Source organism: Bradyrhizobium cosmicum (genome assembly GCF_007290395.2).
Lineage (GTDB): Bacteria > Pseudomonadota > Alphaproteobacteria > Rhizobiales > Xanthobacteraceae > Bradyrhizobium > Bradyrhizobium cosmicum.
On the sequence record NZ_CP041656.2, the window covers coordinates 1,114,230 to 1,127,901 of the forward strand.

Annotated in this window: 12 protein-coding genes; 4 read left to right on the forward strand and 8 right to left on the reverse strand. The window is 65.1% G+C overall.

The window, feature by feature from the left end; translation table 11 throughout:
* Positions 1-7 precede the first annotated feature (7 nt).
* On the reverse strand, positions 8-1,327 hold the full coding sequence (locus tag FNV92_RS05135) for a substrate-binding protein (RefSeq protein WP_143841841.1): 1,320 nt from the start codon (positions 1,325-1,327) through the stop codon (positions 8-10).
* 66 nt (positions 1,328-1,393) lie between these two features.
* Positions 1,394-2,413 carry a carbon-nitrogen hydrolase family protein gene (locus FNV92_RS05140; protein WP_143841840.1) on the reverse strand — a complete coding sequence of 340 codons (1,020 nt, stop codon included), beginning with the start codon at positions 2,411-2,413 and terminating at the stop codon, positions 1,394-1,396.
* A 135-nt stretch (positions 2,414-2,548) separates the two neighbouring features.
* Between FNV92_RS05140 and FNV92_RS05145 the strand changes: the two genes are divergently transcribed.
* Positions 2,549-3,523: a LysR family transcriptional regulator gene (locus FNV92_RS05145; RefSeq protein ID WP_143841839.1), complete on the forward strand. Its 975-nt coding sequence runs from the start codon at positions 2,549-2,551 to the stop codon at positions 3,521-3,523.
* Positions 3,524-3,529: 6 nt separating this feature from the next.
* Here FNV92_RS05145 and FNV92_RS05150 read toward each other — a convergent pair whose 3' ends face one another.
* Entirely contained in the window at positions 3,530-4,906 is a 1,377-nt protein-coding gene (locus FNV92_RS05150) for a flippase (RefSeq protein WP_416377744.1), read from the reverse strand.
* Between the two features lie 245 nt (positions 4,907-5,151).
* Entirely contained in the window at positions 5,152-5,991 is an 840-nt protein-coding gene (locus FNV92_RS05155; protein ID WP_143841837.1) for a protein-disulfide reductase DsbD domain-containing protein, read from the reverse strand.
* Positions 5,992-6,133: 142 nt separating this feature from the next.
* Between FNV92_RS05155 and FNV92_RS05160 the strand changes: the two genes are divergently transcribed.
* Positions 6,134-6,778, forward strand: coding sequence for a YqgE/AlgH family protein (locus FNV92_RS05160; RefSeq protein ID WP_014439683.1), 645 nt, complete (start codon positions 6,134-6,136; stop codon positions 6,776-6,778).
* A 191-nt stretch (positions 6,779-6,969) separates the two neighbouring features.
* Here FNV92_RS05160 and FNV92_RS05165 read toward each other — a convergent pair whose 3' ends face one another.
* The gene (locus tag FNV92_RS05165) at positions 6,970-7,857 is read right to left on the reverse strand and encodes a TauD/TfdA dioxygenase family protein (RefSeq protein ID WP_143841836.1); all 888 of its coding nucleotides are present in this window, start codon (positions 7,855-7,857) and stop codon (positions 6,970-6,972) included.
* Positions 7,858-7,954: 97 nt separating this feature from the next.
* Entirely contained in the window at positions 7,955-8,734 is a 780-nt protein-coding gene (locus tag FNV92_RS05170; RefSeq protein WP_168213343.1) for an SDR family NAD(P)-dependent oxidoreductase, read from the reverse strand.
* A gap of 100 nt (positions 8,735-8,834) precedes the next feature.
* On the opposite strand from FNV92_RS05170, the gene FNV92_RS05175 reads away from it, so the two are divergent.
* Entirely contained in the window at positions 8,835-9,572 is a 738-nt protein-coding gene (locus FNV92_RS05175; RefSeq protein ID WP_014439686.1) for an SDR family NAD(P)-dependent oxidoreductase, read from the forward strand.
* A gap of 119 nt (positions 9,573-9,691) precedes the next feature.
* Positions 9,692-10,060: a CsbD family protein gene (locus tag FNV92_RS05180; protein ID WP_041748042.1), complete on the forward strand. Its 369-nt coding sequence runs from the start codon at positions 9,692-9,694 to the stop codon at positions 10,058-10,060.
* 182 nt (positions 10,061-10,242) lie between these two features.
* On the opposite strand, the gene FNV92_RS05185 is transcribed toward FNV92_RS05180, so the two are convergent.
* Together FNV92_RS05185 and FNV92_RS05190 are read right to left on the reverse strand one after the other, a co-directional pair.
* Positions 10,243-11,955: an SGNH/GDSL hydrolase family protein gene (locus tag FNV92_RS05185; protein ID WP_143841835.1), complete on the reverse strand. Its 1,713-nt coding sequence runs from the start codon at positions 11,953-11,955 to the stop codon at positions 10,243-10,245.
* 149 nt (positions 11,956-12,104) lie between these two features.
* Positions 12,105-13,487 (reverse strand): lytic murein transglycosylase, encoded by a 1,383-nt coding sequence (locus FNV92_RS05190; RefSeq protein ID WP_416377771.1) that lies wholly within the window; start codon positions 13,485-13,487, stop codon positions 12,105-12,107.
* Positions 13,488-13,672 lie beyond the last annotated feature (185 nt).

A 13,672-nucleotide genomic window follows, 5' to 3' on the forward strand; every position in this document is an offset into this window, starting at 1 on the left:
GGGCTCCTCAGGTATAGGGGCCGAGCTTGCAGCCGAACAGGTCCGGCGGATTCATCACGCTTTCGCCTTCGGCGACGTCGACGATCTCGTAATAATCTTCGGGCCCCTTCATCTCCGCCGGTGCCTTGCCGCGCAGGATCGGGATCGGGCGCACCATCTGGTGGTCCTCGGCGCGGAAATAGACCTTGCCGATGGTGGTCTCGTAGGGCTGTTCCTTCGAGGCCTCCATCGCCTTGATGACCTCGACCGGATTGAAGCTCTTGACCCGTTCGACCGTCATCGCCCAGAGATAGGTCTGCATGTAGCCGATATGGGCGCCCCAGCGCGGGTGATATTTGTTCTTGGCGACGAAGGCGTCGACGAAACCCTTCGCGAGCGGATAGCGGTCCGACAGGGTCCACCAGAAGTCGCAGCTGCCATAGACGCCCTGCATGATCTCGGCGCCGAGCTCCTTGTCCTGGAACGAGGACAGGTTCGGCACGACCAGCTTCATCTTCTTGAGCACGCCGAACTGCTCGGCCTGCTTGGTCGAGGCGACGGCGTCGGCACCGAAGGCGATGTTGACGAACACATCGGCGCCGCTGTTGGCGATGTTGAGCAGCGCGGAGGAGTAGTCTGTCGTGCCGAGCGGAACCACTTCCTTGGCGACCTGCTGCCAGCCCTGTTCCTTCGAGAACTTCGCGAAGCTGTCATAGACGGTGTGGCCGTAGGTGTAATCGGGCACCAGGAAGGCGGTCTTCATGTTCTTGCCGAGCGCCTTGGCGACGACGGGCGCGAGCGCCTTCGCGGCCATATAGGCGTTCTGCTGCGAGCGGAAGCCGTAACGCTGGCAGTTCTTGCCGGTGATGTCGTTGGAGCCGGCGATGCCCACCATGTAGAGCACCTTTTCGCGCGAGCCGAGTTCTTCCAGCGCGATCGCGCTGGCGCTCGACACCGAGCCTGCCAGCATGATCGCCTTGTCGCGCTGGATGAACTGCGTGGCACTCTGCACGTCGAGATTGGGCTTTCCCTCGGTGTCCGACACCTTGTAGCGGATCTGGCGGCCGAGCACGCCCTTGGCCTGCAATCCCCACTTTTTCGCGGCGTCGCCTCCCGCGTTGATCTCCGAGATGGCAAGCTCGTAGCCAAGCTTGAGATCGCCGCCGTCGCCGGAGAACACGCCGGTGAGCGGAATGGTCAGTCCGACGAAAACGGAGTCCGCGGTGACGCCGTCCGGGAAGGTGCCGATGCTGGCCGGCGTCTGCGCCCAGGCGGCGCCACCTGGAAGCACGAGACCGGCAGCGGCACCGGCGCTTCCGAGCAGAATCTGACGACGGTCAAGCTTCATGACTCACCTTCCATGTTTCATCACCGCCTAATCGGCAGGTGGATTGCGGTTGGATACCAGCCGGGCTCACGACCCGGCATCGATGTGATCGCTGGCTGTGTCCGGCGTCGTCGCTTCTCCGGTGAAGGACACGGGATTGAGCCGGCGGCGGTTGACGCTGAGGTCGAAAATGTCGAACCGGTTGTAATAGCCGACCACGTCGTGAAATTGCTTGGGCTCGACGCAGCGGTTGAGATCGATCTCGGCGTAGAGGATGCCTTCCTCGTCGCGCAGCGCTTCGCCGATCTGTTCGCCGGTCGGATCGAGAAAGAACGTTTCCGCGCGCGGTGTCGCATCGAGCACGGCGGCGGCGGAGGCGTCGCGCGCCACCAGCATGTCGCGCGCAGCCTTGTCCAGCACGCCCGCTGTGACGAGGCCGAACACTTTTGCTTCGAAGCAATGCGCGCTCGCCCGGATCCGGGTCGCTGCGGCGATATGGTAGTTGCCGCCGCCTGCCGGCCGGCGGGTCGGCCAGACCGGCGGCCAGCTCGATATGTGTAACTGCTCACCCTGCGCCATCAGCGAATAGCGTGCCAACGGGTTGGTGTTCTCGCCGCAGATCAGCTGCCCGATCTTGCCGAGCCGGGTGTCGACCACGCGCAGGCCCGCACCGTCTCCGCTGGCCCAGATCAGCTTCTCGTAGAAGGTCGGCACCAGCTTGCGGTGGTGGTTGAGGATCTCGCCGTCCTCGCCGATCAGCAGGTTGGTATTCCAGATGGCACCGACGCTTGCCGGCGACTTCTCGCTGATGCCGATCGAGATCACGATGCCGAGCGAACGCGCTTCATCCCGGATCGCCTTGATCTCGGGGCCGTCGACCAGCACCGATTGGTCCGCCATGCGCACGAACAGATCGTGGTTGTCGATCGGAGCCCACAGCGCGGCCCACACCGGGAAGGCGGGAATGAAGGTCTCGGAGAAGGCCACGATTTCCGCGCCGGCGGCGGCTGCCTCCCGGATGAGCGAGATTGCCTTTTTTGTGGTCGCTGAGCGGTCGAGAAACACCGGCGCGGCATGCACCGCGGCGGCCTTGAAGCGGGGAAGCATGGCTTTGTCCTTGTTCAGGACAGGCTAATGGTGCTCCGGACACCCCGATACAGAGAATCCTGCAAGACGGCTTGCAGAGGGCGACAATCCGTCCCACCGAGCCGCGCTGGCATAGCGCTTGCTGTCTGGAGCGGTATGCAGGAGTTCAATTCGCTCGACTGGGACGATCTCAAGATCTTCCTTCACGTGGCGCGCGGCGGAAGCCTCGCCAGCGCGGCCAAACGGCTGCGGGTCGACCAATCCACCATCAGTCGCCGGATCGCGCATCTGGAATGCACGCTCGGTGCGACGTTGTTCGAACGCTCGCCTCAGGGTTTGCGTATCAACGAAGCCGGCGAGCGTCTGCTCTGTCACGCCGAGCGGATCGAGAGCGCCGTCATCGCGATGCATCAGGACGTGCAGCGCGGCGGCAGCCGGATGGCGGGCCGGGTCCGGCTCGCCACGATGGAAGGCATCGCCTCGCTCTATCTGGCGTTTCGCTTCGCGCCGCTGCGGCAGCGCTATCCCGATCTGACCGTCGAGCTGCTGACATCGCCGCAGGCGGTCTCGGTGAACCGGCGCGAGGCCGACCTGTTCCTCAGCTTCTTTCGCCCGCCGGGGCAGGGCATGGTGTCCGAGCGGCTCGGCAGCTTTCAGCTTGGCCTGTACGGCTCACAGGATTATCTCGCGCGCGAAGGCGTGCCCGAACGGCCGGCGGATCTCGCCCGGCACAGCTTCGTCACCTATATCGACGATCTGATCCAGCTGGATTCGGTGCGTTGGCTCGACGACATCATCCGCAATCCCCCGGTGAGCTTCCACTCCAACAGCATGATCGCGCAGATGAACGCCGCGGCCGGTGGCATCGGCCTCGTGCTCTTGCCGAGTTTCGCGGTGACCGGCCGCAGCGATCTGGTGCCAGTGTTGCACGAAAAGATGTCGACGACGCGGGACGTCTGGATCAACGTTCACGGCGATCTGCAGTTCGTGCCGCGCATCCGCGCTGTCTCGAGTTTCCTCAAGGCGATGTTCAAGTCCGACCCGCTGATGCAGGCGGATAATTCGGGCCGCAAGATGCTCGATGCGCTGCTGGTCGGGGATGCCGGAGCCGTCGCGTTGCAGAACGGCTGACGCGTTTCAATTCGTGCTCTTGCCAAACGCCAGCACGTGCAGGCCGAGCCGCCGCCGCACGATCCAGAATAGCAGGACCGTCTCGAAGCTGAGCGAGATCGAGGTCGCGGCCGCGGCGCCGTGGCCGCCATAGCGTGGCACCAGCGCGATGCAGAGCACGACGTTCATCACGAAGGCCAGCGCGTAGGCCAGCGCGCAGATCTTCTGCTGGCCGAGCATGTTGAGCAGGCGCTCAACGGGGCCGATCGCGGAGCGCACCACGAGGCCGATCGCGGCGACGAACATGATGTCGTAGCCGACCGTGAATTGCGGCCCGAACAGCCAGAGCAGCGGCTTGCCGAACGCGAGCAGCACGATGGTCGCTGCCAGCGAGGGCCAGAACGTCCAGTTGATGGCGTGCGTGACATAGGCCGACAGGCGCGCCTTGTCGCCGCTCGCGTTGTATTCGGCGAAGCGATGTGCGGTCGTCGCCGACATCGCGTAATGGATGAACGAGACCAGCGCCAGCGTCTTCACCACCGCGAAGTAGACGCCGACCTCGTCGGAGGGACGGAATTGCTGGAGCACCAGCACGTCGGTGTAGGACAGCAGCAGGTAGAAGCTCTCCACCAGCAGGATCGGCAGCGACACGGCGAGCCAGCCGCCGACATCGTAGGCCTTGGGGCCGGGCTCGATGTGATCGGCCAGCTTCCGGTTCAGCACCGCCATCTGCCCGGTCATCGCGATCCAGACCGCGCCGGCGCTGGCAACCATCGCGGCGATCGCGCCAATGTGGTAGCCGAGCAGGAAGGCGCAGGCTGTGATGCCGATGATCAGCGCCTGACGGATGATGAATTGCGGCATCAATCCGAGTTGCATCCAGTCATGCGAGCGCGCGATGCCGTCCTGGGTGTTGGCGACGACGAAGGCCGGCAGCGTCATGCAGCCGATATAGAGCGGCAGCACCTCGGCCGGATCGAGCCATGGCGATGCCAGCCTGACGATGCCGGCAAGCCCGAGCGACACCAGCGCGGAGGCGGTAAAGGTGAGCCAGCGGCTGCCGGAGAGGAAGCCGCGCAGAAGCGCATGCTCGGCGCTGGTGCGGTACTCCGGAATGATTTTCTGCGCGGACGCCGAGATGCCGAAATCCAGCATGCTGCCGAGCAGGAGCACCCAGGTCCAGACATAGACATAGATGCCGTAGTCGGACGTGCCCATCCAGCGCGCCAGCAGCACCTGCGAGATATAGGCAAGGCCCGCGCTGATCACGCGGATGATGAAGATGGTGCCAGCCAGCCGCCGCGTCAGCGACGCCTCGCTCGAGCCACCCGCCAACCTGGCGCGCAGCCGCGCGATCAGCCCGGCCGGTCCGGTCGTAGCGGGTTCTGCATCCATCACGGCCAATTCGAACGACCCCCGGGCGTTCCGCGTATTGCGGCAGAGTCCGAACTAGCAACGATTCGTTAAGATTCGGTTGGGTGAATGCGGTGCCGCCTCACCCTCCGCTGTCGTCCCCGCGAACGCGGGGACCCATAACCACAGGGAGAAGTCGTAGCGCGAGCTGGCCACTCCAAGTCTTCGCCAAACCACTTCCTGTGGCTATGGGTCCCGGGCTCGCGCTGCGCGCGCCTCGGGAGGACAGCTCGAACTCAATCCAAACTCGTATTGAACTCGTACGACTTCTCCGGCCCGACCAGTGTGAACTTCAATGCTGCGCCCTCGGGCTTGGCGCCCGGGGGCAGCCCATCGAGTTCGAAGGAGAATCGCTTCACCCCTGGCGGACCGCGCTCGACTGGATCAGGAATCGGCAGCGACCACTCGGGCGTCGGTCCTTCCACGTACAGATTGACCTTGCTGTTCTCTGGCGCAACCACATCGACCACCACGTTCTTGGGCCCGTCGCGCTTGACGTCGCGGATGGTGAGCGGGTTGGGATCACCGATCGTGGCCGGCTTCGGCACCGTATCCAGTGCCGCGCGCAAGTTCGCGTCCTCGGTCGAGGCGACGCTGTTGAAGCCGAGCTCGGCATTGGCTTCGACGGGAATGCAGAGCTTTTCGCAGACCGCGTAGTTAATCTCGGCGCGCAGCGTCACCGGCTTGTCGGCGGCCTTGGCCACGATGCGCAAGGGCAGCACGACCTGGTCGTGATAGCCGATCGAATGGCCACCCGCGCCGTCGTCGAATTTCTGCGGCGCCGGCCACATGATCGTCACCGCCTCGACATTGTCCGACTTCGAGAAGTCGAACCGCGGCGGAACGCCGGAATCGCCGGGTGTTCGCCAATAGGTTTTCCACCCGGGCTGGATCTGGAAGGCGATCCCGCCGAGCAGGACCGCGCCGCTGCGCGACCCCGCGAGCAACCGCACCGCGGAATGTCCGTCGCGTTGCCACGGCGAAGCGTCGTCGGCGCGGGCCGCAAGCGCCAGTGACGACGCGAGCAAGATTGTCGCGACGCCGATTGCCGCACGTCTGGGAACTCTTGTCAGCATGGCACGTCTTTACAGGGTCGCCACCGGGCAAACCATTGAAATGCTTGTGATGAATGCACCTGATTCATGTCTCTGCAAGCCTTGATTTGACAGCGGGCCGGCCCGACATCAGGATAGGAATTGAAACCGGAGTGCTTCACCGATGGCTCCCACAGGCAAGAGAACGGGCGAAAGCACCCGCGGCGCGAGTCTCGCGCCGCCCAGTTCGGCCGATTACCTCGACGGCCGTCTCCTGATCGCGATGCCCGTGATGGGCGACGAGCGCTTTGAACGCTCGGTAATCTATCTCTGCGCCCATTCCGCCGAGGGCGCGATGGGCATCATCGTCAACCATCCCGCCGGCAGCATCGACTTCCCCGAGCTCCTGCAGCAGCTCGGCATCGTCAAGAAGGGCGAGCACATCAGGCTGCCCGAGAATGCCGAAAGTATGAAGGTACTCCGCGGTGGCCCGGTCGACACCGGGCGCGGCTTCGTGCTGCATTCCAGCGATTTCTACATCGAGAACGCGACGCTCCGGATCGACGACGGCGTCTGCCTCACCGCGACCGTGGATATCCTGCGCGCGATCGCCAACGGCTCCGGCCCCAAGCATGCCATCCTCGCGCTCGGCTATGCCGGTTGGGCGCCGGGCCAGCTCGAGACCGAGATTCAGAGCAACGGCTGGCTGCATTGCGATGCGGATGCTGATCTGATCTTCGGCGACGATGTCGACGAGAAGTACGGCCGTGCGCTTCGCAAGATCGGCATCGACCCCGGCATGCTCTCGAACGAGGCCGGGCACGCGTAGGCTGGTGCAGTAGCTGTCGCAATACTCTCCACTGTCGTCCCCGCGAACGCGGGGACCCATAACCACAGGAAGAAGTTGTTGCGCTGACGGGTAACTCCGAGTCTTCGCCAAACCACTCCCTGTGGTTATGGGTCCCGGATCTGCGCTCCGCTTCGCTACGCTTGTCCGGGACGACGGACTGAGTGTTCCTCCTACTCCGCCGCCTGCTGCTGCACGGTCGGCTCCGTCCCCGCCACCGTCGCGCGGCGCATGTCGCGGGGTTGGGACTGGTCGTAGCGGCGGACGCGGTGCATGGTCTGGCGGTTGTCCCACATCACGAGGTCATGCAGCTTCCATTTGTGGATGTAGACGAATTCCGGTTGCGTCGCGTGCTCGTTGAGGTCGCGCAGCAGCAGCCGGCCCTCCGGCACGCTCATGCCGACGATCTTGCCGGCATGCGATGACAGATACAGCGACTTGCGCCGATGCACCGGGTGCGTCCGCACCAGCCGCTGCAGTACCGGCTTGAACATCTGCTTTTCCTCGTCGGTGTATTCGGTGAAGCCGAGCGATCCCCGCGAATACATCAGCGAGTGCTCGCAGACGAGATCGTCGATCTCCGCCTTGGTTTCGTCGTCGAGCGCGTCATAGGCGGCGCGCATGTCGGCGAATTCGGTGTTGCCGCCCTTCGGGTTCACCACGCGCGCCGACAGCAGCGAGAATTTTGCCGGGATGGGACGGAACGAGCTGTCGGAATGCCACAGGCAGTTGCCGAGATTGAACAGATGTGTGCGGCTGTCTTTCGCCAGCGGCCTGCCGTCCTTGCCGAGATTGGACACGTCGTTGAGGCCCGTCTGGAGCCGGTAGTCCTGCGCCTTGGTCACGGTGCCGCCGCGCGCGTCCTCGCGCTGACCGAAATTCAGCGCAAAGGCCATCTGCTGCTCGTCGGTGATGTCCTGGTCGTGGAAGACGAGCACCGCGTATTTGTCCATGGCGGCGTCGATCTCGCGGGCCTCATCCGGCGCGAGAGGCTTGCGCAAATCGAGGCCGGAAACCTCGCCGACAAAATGTTTTTGAAGCTGCCGGATGGCGATCGTCATGGCGTTTCTCCCGCGAACCGTGAGCGGTTGCTCCCGCTCTCTTGAAGAAAAAGCTACTCCCGCTTCGGCAGATGTCAACGCTCGGCGCGCATGGCTCTCACGCGTTGCGCGCCATCAGGCCGCCGTCGACCGGGATCACGGCACCGGTGAGGAATGACGCAGCCGGCAGGCACAGGCTCAGCGTCATATGCGCGACCTCCTCGGGATCGCCGTAGCGGCCGAGTGCGGTGCGGCGCTTGGCGTAGATGGTCTTGTGCTCTTCCGAGATGCGATCGGTGATCGCAGTGCGGATCGGCCCCGGGCAGATGCAGTTGACCGTGATGCCCTCGCGGCCGAGCTCCACCGCGAGCGAGCGGGTGAGGCTGGCGACGCCGCCCTTCGCCGCCGAATAGGGGCTGTGCAATGCGGTGGCTCCGAGCGCTTCCGTCGAGGCGATGTTGACGATGCGCGGACTCGTCGACTTGCGCAGATGCGGCAGCGCCGCGCGGATGATGCGCGGATGCGCCGTCAGCATCACCACGATGCCCTTGGCCCAGGCGCCCTCGTAGGATTCGTCGTCGATCGCGACGCGGACGGAGATGCCGGCATTGTTGACGACGATGTCGAGCCCGCCGAAATGCGACGCCGCATCGCCGACGACACGCTTGATCTCGCCGCCGTCGGCGACGTCGAGTTTCCAGGCCTTCGCCGAACCGCCGCTCGCCGCGATCTCCCTGGCGACGGACAGGGCGCCTTGCTCGTCATAATCGGTCACGGCGACGTTCGCGCCTTCGCTTGCGAACACGCGCGCAGTCGCGCGCCCCATGCCGCTGGCCGCGCCGGTGATGAGAACGGTCAGCCCCTTCACGGACCGGCTGAGCTGCTTGAAGTCGGACATGCTGTTTCCTCGCGGCGTGCTTGTTTTTTGTTTTGGGATTGACGAGGCTGGCATCGATCCGCAGACAGGTCAAACAAGCAAGACAAAAGGGGAGGCCGCGATGGCAAACGAGCTGGATTTTTCGGGCAGGCAGGTGCTGGTCGTCGGCGGCTCCAGCGGCATCGGCAACGGCATCGCACAAGCCTTTCGCGCGCGGGGCGCGGCTGTCGCGGTCTGCGGCACGCGTGCTCACGCAACGGAATATTCGCCCGAGGAGGGCTCCGATCTCACTGGTCTTTCTTACGCGCAGCTCGATGTCAGCGATGCCGGCGCGATCGAAGCTTTCAAGCCGTCGTTCGATCGTCTCGATGTGCTCGTGCTCGCGCAGGGCGCGGTGCTCTACCGCCGCGGCGAGTTCGAGATGGCCGGCTTCCGCAAGGTCGTCGAGGTCAATCTGATGAGCCTAATGGCCTGCGCCACGCGATTCCATTCCATGTTGCGGGATTCCAGAGGGGCGCTGATCATGGTGTCGTCGACTGCGGCCTATCACTCCACCATGGGCAATCCCGCCTACAATGCGTCGAAGACCGGCGCGGTCGGATTGACGCGGACCCTGGGCGAGGCCTGGGCCGAGGACGGCATCCGCGTCAACGGTATCGCGCCCGGCCTCGTCGACACCAAGATGACGAAGGTGACGACCGACAATCCCAAGCGGCTCGAAGGCGCGCTGGCGCGCATCCCGCTGCGGCGATTGGGCACGCCGGCCGACATGGCGGGCGCGGCGCTGTTCCTGGCCTCGCCGTTGTCCTCCTACATCATCGGGCAGACGCTGGTCGTCGACGGCGGACTCATTCTCTAAAGCATGATCCGGAAAAGTGTGAAGCGGTTTTCCGGAAAGATCATGCTCAAACAAGAAAGCCAATTGGAACTGCGCCGCTCCTGATCGGTTATTTCGGCAGACCCCCGAGGAGGAGCAGCATGGACAAGGATAGGATCGTCGGATCAGCCAAGGAGTTCGCCGGACGCGCCGAAGGCGCTGTCGGTGATCTTGCGGGCGATGCGCAGACACAGGCATCGGGCAAGGCGCGCGAAGCCGCCGGCACCGTGCAGAATCTCTACGGCCAGGCCAAGGACGCCGTGCGCGACGCCGGCGAGACGGCCGCCAGCTACGCCAAGGACGCCTATGACAAGCCGGCCGAAACCCTGCGCGACGGTTCGCAGGCGATTGCCCAGAAGGTGCAGGACAATCCGCTTGGCTCGCTGCTGATCGCCGGTGGCATCGGCTTCGCGCTCGCGCTGATGATGTCGCGACCAGCCCGCCGCCCGCCGCCGCGCTGGCGCTACTAAGGCTAGTAGCCGACGCCGCATTTCTGGTGCCCCGGATGCGCAGCAGCGTTAAAGCGCTGCTGCGCAGAGCCGGGGCCCATTCTTTTGTGAGTGCGGCAAATAAGAGTGCGGTAAGTGCCTTGGTCCCGGCTCTGCGTCGCATTGCCAGGAGGTGCTGCGACGCGTCCGCGACACGAGATCGATTACCGGAGGACTTCCGCAGAGCGCCCGACATTACCTGGCGGTCGGGGGATCGCAGGGTTCTGAGCCGGATTGCGCGGCCCTGGCGCCGGCGCTAGCTGACGCGGCGCTGGAGCGGGCTGCGGAGAGCCGAAGCCAAAGAAATCGCGAATGGACGGCTGGGACTGCGCAGGCTGCGACGCCGCCGGCTTCTTCGGTGCGAGCTTCGGCGGCGCGATCGCCGCGGCGGCGCCCGGCGTGCCGGGAGCGGCGGGACTTCCTTCAGGCGTCGTCGCCGCCATCGGCGTATCGCCCTTGGCCTGCTCGCGGCCGACTTCCCGGCGCGGCCAGGCATAATCGTCGGCGCGTCCCGCGGGAGCCGCCAACGGCTCGCCCTTCACCAGCGTCTTCGCCGCAAGCGCATCGACGGCGGCGGGCCGTGTGCCCGGTCCGCCCAGCAATTGATCGGTCGAGATCGACGCCGCAACCAGCGGCACGATCGGGCCCGCCAGCGGCCGCGGCGCCGGCTTGCCGGGTTCGGCGCTGGTGTCGGGCGTCGCCGGTTCGCTCGGCAGCGCGATTGGGCCGGAGCGTCCTGCGAGCAGGCGCGTGATCTCGCGCTCGACATAGTGGGCGAGCTTGCGCGCGCCGGGCTTGGTGAAATAGACGCCGTCATAGCTGCGGAGCTGACGGATCTGGCCTTCGAAGTCCGGACCCTTCTGTAGGAAGCGGCCGGCTTCGTCGACAAAGCCGTCCCAGACGTCGACATAAGTGATGCCGGCCTTGGCCGCGCCTTCGCGGTAGAGCGAATCCAGGAACAGCATGTCCGCGGTACCCTTGGGACCGCGAATGGCGGGCAGGCCGACCCAGAGCACCGGGACGCCCTTGCTCTTGAGGACGTTGGCCAGTTCCTCGATCTTCTTGCCGTAGAGTTCGACCCAGCGGTCGTCACGGAATTCGTAGAGGCCGTTCGGGTTGCGCGCAGTCTTTTCGGGCGCGGCCGCAGGCGTGTCGGCGTTGTCGGCATCGTCCTGCGGCAGGTCGGCATCGGCCGGCTTGTCGTCGGGCTTGCCGGCGGTGTCGGGCTTGGCATCGGCCGGCTTGGCGTCAGGCTTTCCTTGCGGCTTGGCGCGCGCGCCCTTGTCGTTCTTCTTGTCCTTGTCGGAAGGCTTGTCGGACTTTTCGGCCACCGGCTCGCGGATCGAGATGCGGTCGTTGAGGCCGAGCATCACGACGATGACTTCGGGCTTCTCGGTCTCGAGGATGCCCCTCGCTGCGGCCGCCCAATCCGAGGGCTCGCCCTTCGGCTGGTACTTGATCAGGCCGGACGTGGTCTTGTGCTTGCGGATCACGCCCATGTCGGGCTGCTCGGTGTAGGCGTCTTCCAGGCCGTAGGCGAGCCAGTCGGCCATGGCGTCGCCGATCACCAGCACGTTCTTGTCGGGGATGGTGTCGCGCTTGGCCGGTGCCGGCGCGCGCGAAAAATCCTGGCGCGGCGCCTGCGGCTGTTGCTGCTGGAATGGCGCGAAGAAGTCGCCGCCGAACCATCCGCCGTCGCGTCCGCCGCCCCGCGGCGGCGGGGCCGAGCGCTGCGGTGGGCCGCCGAAGCCGGGGAAGTTGAAGAACTGCGCCGAGGCGGGTCCTGCGATGGTGACCAATATCGCGAGCGCCGTCCCCAGCGCGATCAACGGGCCGGTCTCGGTCAGTGCCTTGAAAAAGGATTTTGGCTTCGACATGCGATCTCGGGCGCGCGCAACGGGGTCTGGAATTCGCTCAACATAATAACGGAATCGGGCCGCAAACGGGCAAATTCTCTGGCTGATTCTTGAGGCAATACACCGGGGATCGGCCAAAATCCCGCTTCAGGGTTACTTTCGGCGCGACTTTACCGGCCGCGCAGCCGTTCCAGCGCGTCGGAGGAGGCGAATCCGTCGGCGGGCACCCCGATCGAGGCCTGGAAGTTGCGCAGGGCTTCTCGGGTCTGGCCGCCGAACTGGCCGTCCGGAGTGCCCTTGTAGAAGCCGCGCTGGGCCAGGAGCTGTTGGAGTTCCAGTCGCTCGGTGCGGGACAGCTCCCGTTCCTGCCGCGGCCAAGGCTGCACGAAGGGCTGCCCCCCGCGCAGGCGGTCGGCGAAATGGCCGATCGCCAGCGCATAGGCCTCGGCCGGGTTGTACTTCATGATGACGCGGTAGTTCTGGAGCATCAGGAAGCCCGGTCCCTGCGCGCCCGCCGGCGCCAGCAGATAGGCTTTTTCCGCCGGATGCGGGAAGGGCTGGCCCGCCGGGCACTTGAGCCCGAGCTTCTCCCACTGGGCCATCGTCATCGCCTTGGCGCGATCGGCCAGCATGTAGTTGAATCCCTGGGGCACCACGACCTCGTAGCCCCAGGTCTGGCCGGTCTGCCAGCCGTCCTTCTTCAAATTGTTGGCGGTCGAGGCGATCAGGTCGGTCGGATTGTCGACGACGTCGCGCCGTCCGTCGCCATCGCCGTCCACGGCAAAGCGCTTGAATGCGGTCGGCATGAACTGGGTTGGGCCGAAGGCGCCGGCCCAGGAGCCGCGCATCTGTTCAGGCCTGAGATCACCGCGGTTGAGGATCTCCAGGCCCGAGAGGAATTCGTCCTTGAAATAGGCCTGGCGGCGGCCGATGCAGGCGAGCGTCGCGGTCGATTGCAGCACGCTGCGGTCGCCCATCTGCGTCGAGTAATTGGACTCGATGCCCCAGATAGAGGCGATGATGTAGCGATCGACACCATAGGCCTTTTCGGTGGCGTCGAACTGCGCTTTGTATTTGGCGAGCACCTCGCGGCCCTTGGCGAGGCGGTTGTCGTTCACGAGGATGTCGAGATAATCCCAGATCGACTTGGTGAACTCCGGCTGCGAATCCATGAGGTCCATGATGCGCAGGTCCGGTGACAGCCCGGTCGTGAAGCGCTGGAAGTTCTCCTGGGTGATGCCGCGCCGTGCGGCATCGGGCCACATGCCCGCGACGCAATTGCCGAAATTGCCGGCGGCCTCGCGGATCGCGGCTGCCGTCATCAGCGGATGGCCGGAGGCGCCGTCCTCGCCGGTCCAAGGCAGGGCGCCGCCGGGGCCGGGCGCTGGCTGCTGGGGCGCCGAACTGGAGCCGGAGAAAATACCGCCGAACAGGTTGGACAGGCCGTTCTGCGCTTGTGCGTGTGCGCAGGCCGGCAGCAGCAAGGCGGCCGCAACCATCGCTCCGCCGGTCACGGATCCAGCGCGTCTTGCCAGTCCTGCCAATGATTGCATCATGTCTCACCTGTCCGGCCGAAAAACCGCCATCAGGAGGCCCGGTACCGGTTGCCAATAGCTTAACAAAGGTGAAATTTTAGTGGCTGCTTTTTTCTTAACTCTGAGCGCGCGAGGCCCCACATCCGCCTTTGTTGGCGGCTGCAAACAAGCTAGCAAGATGCCATTGCTCCGTTCACGTATCT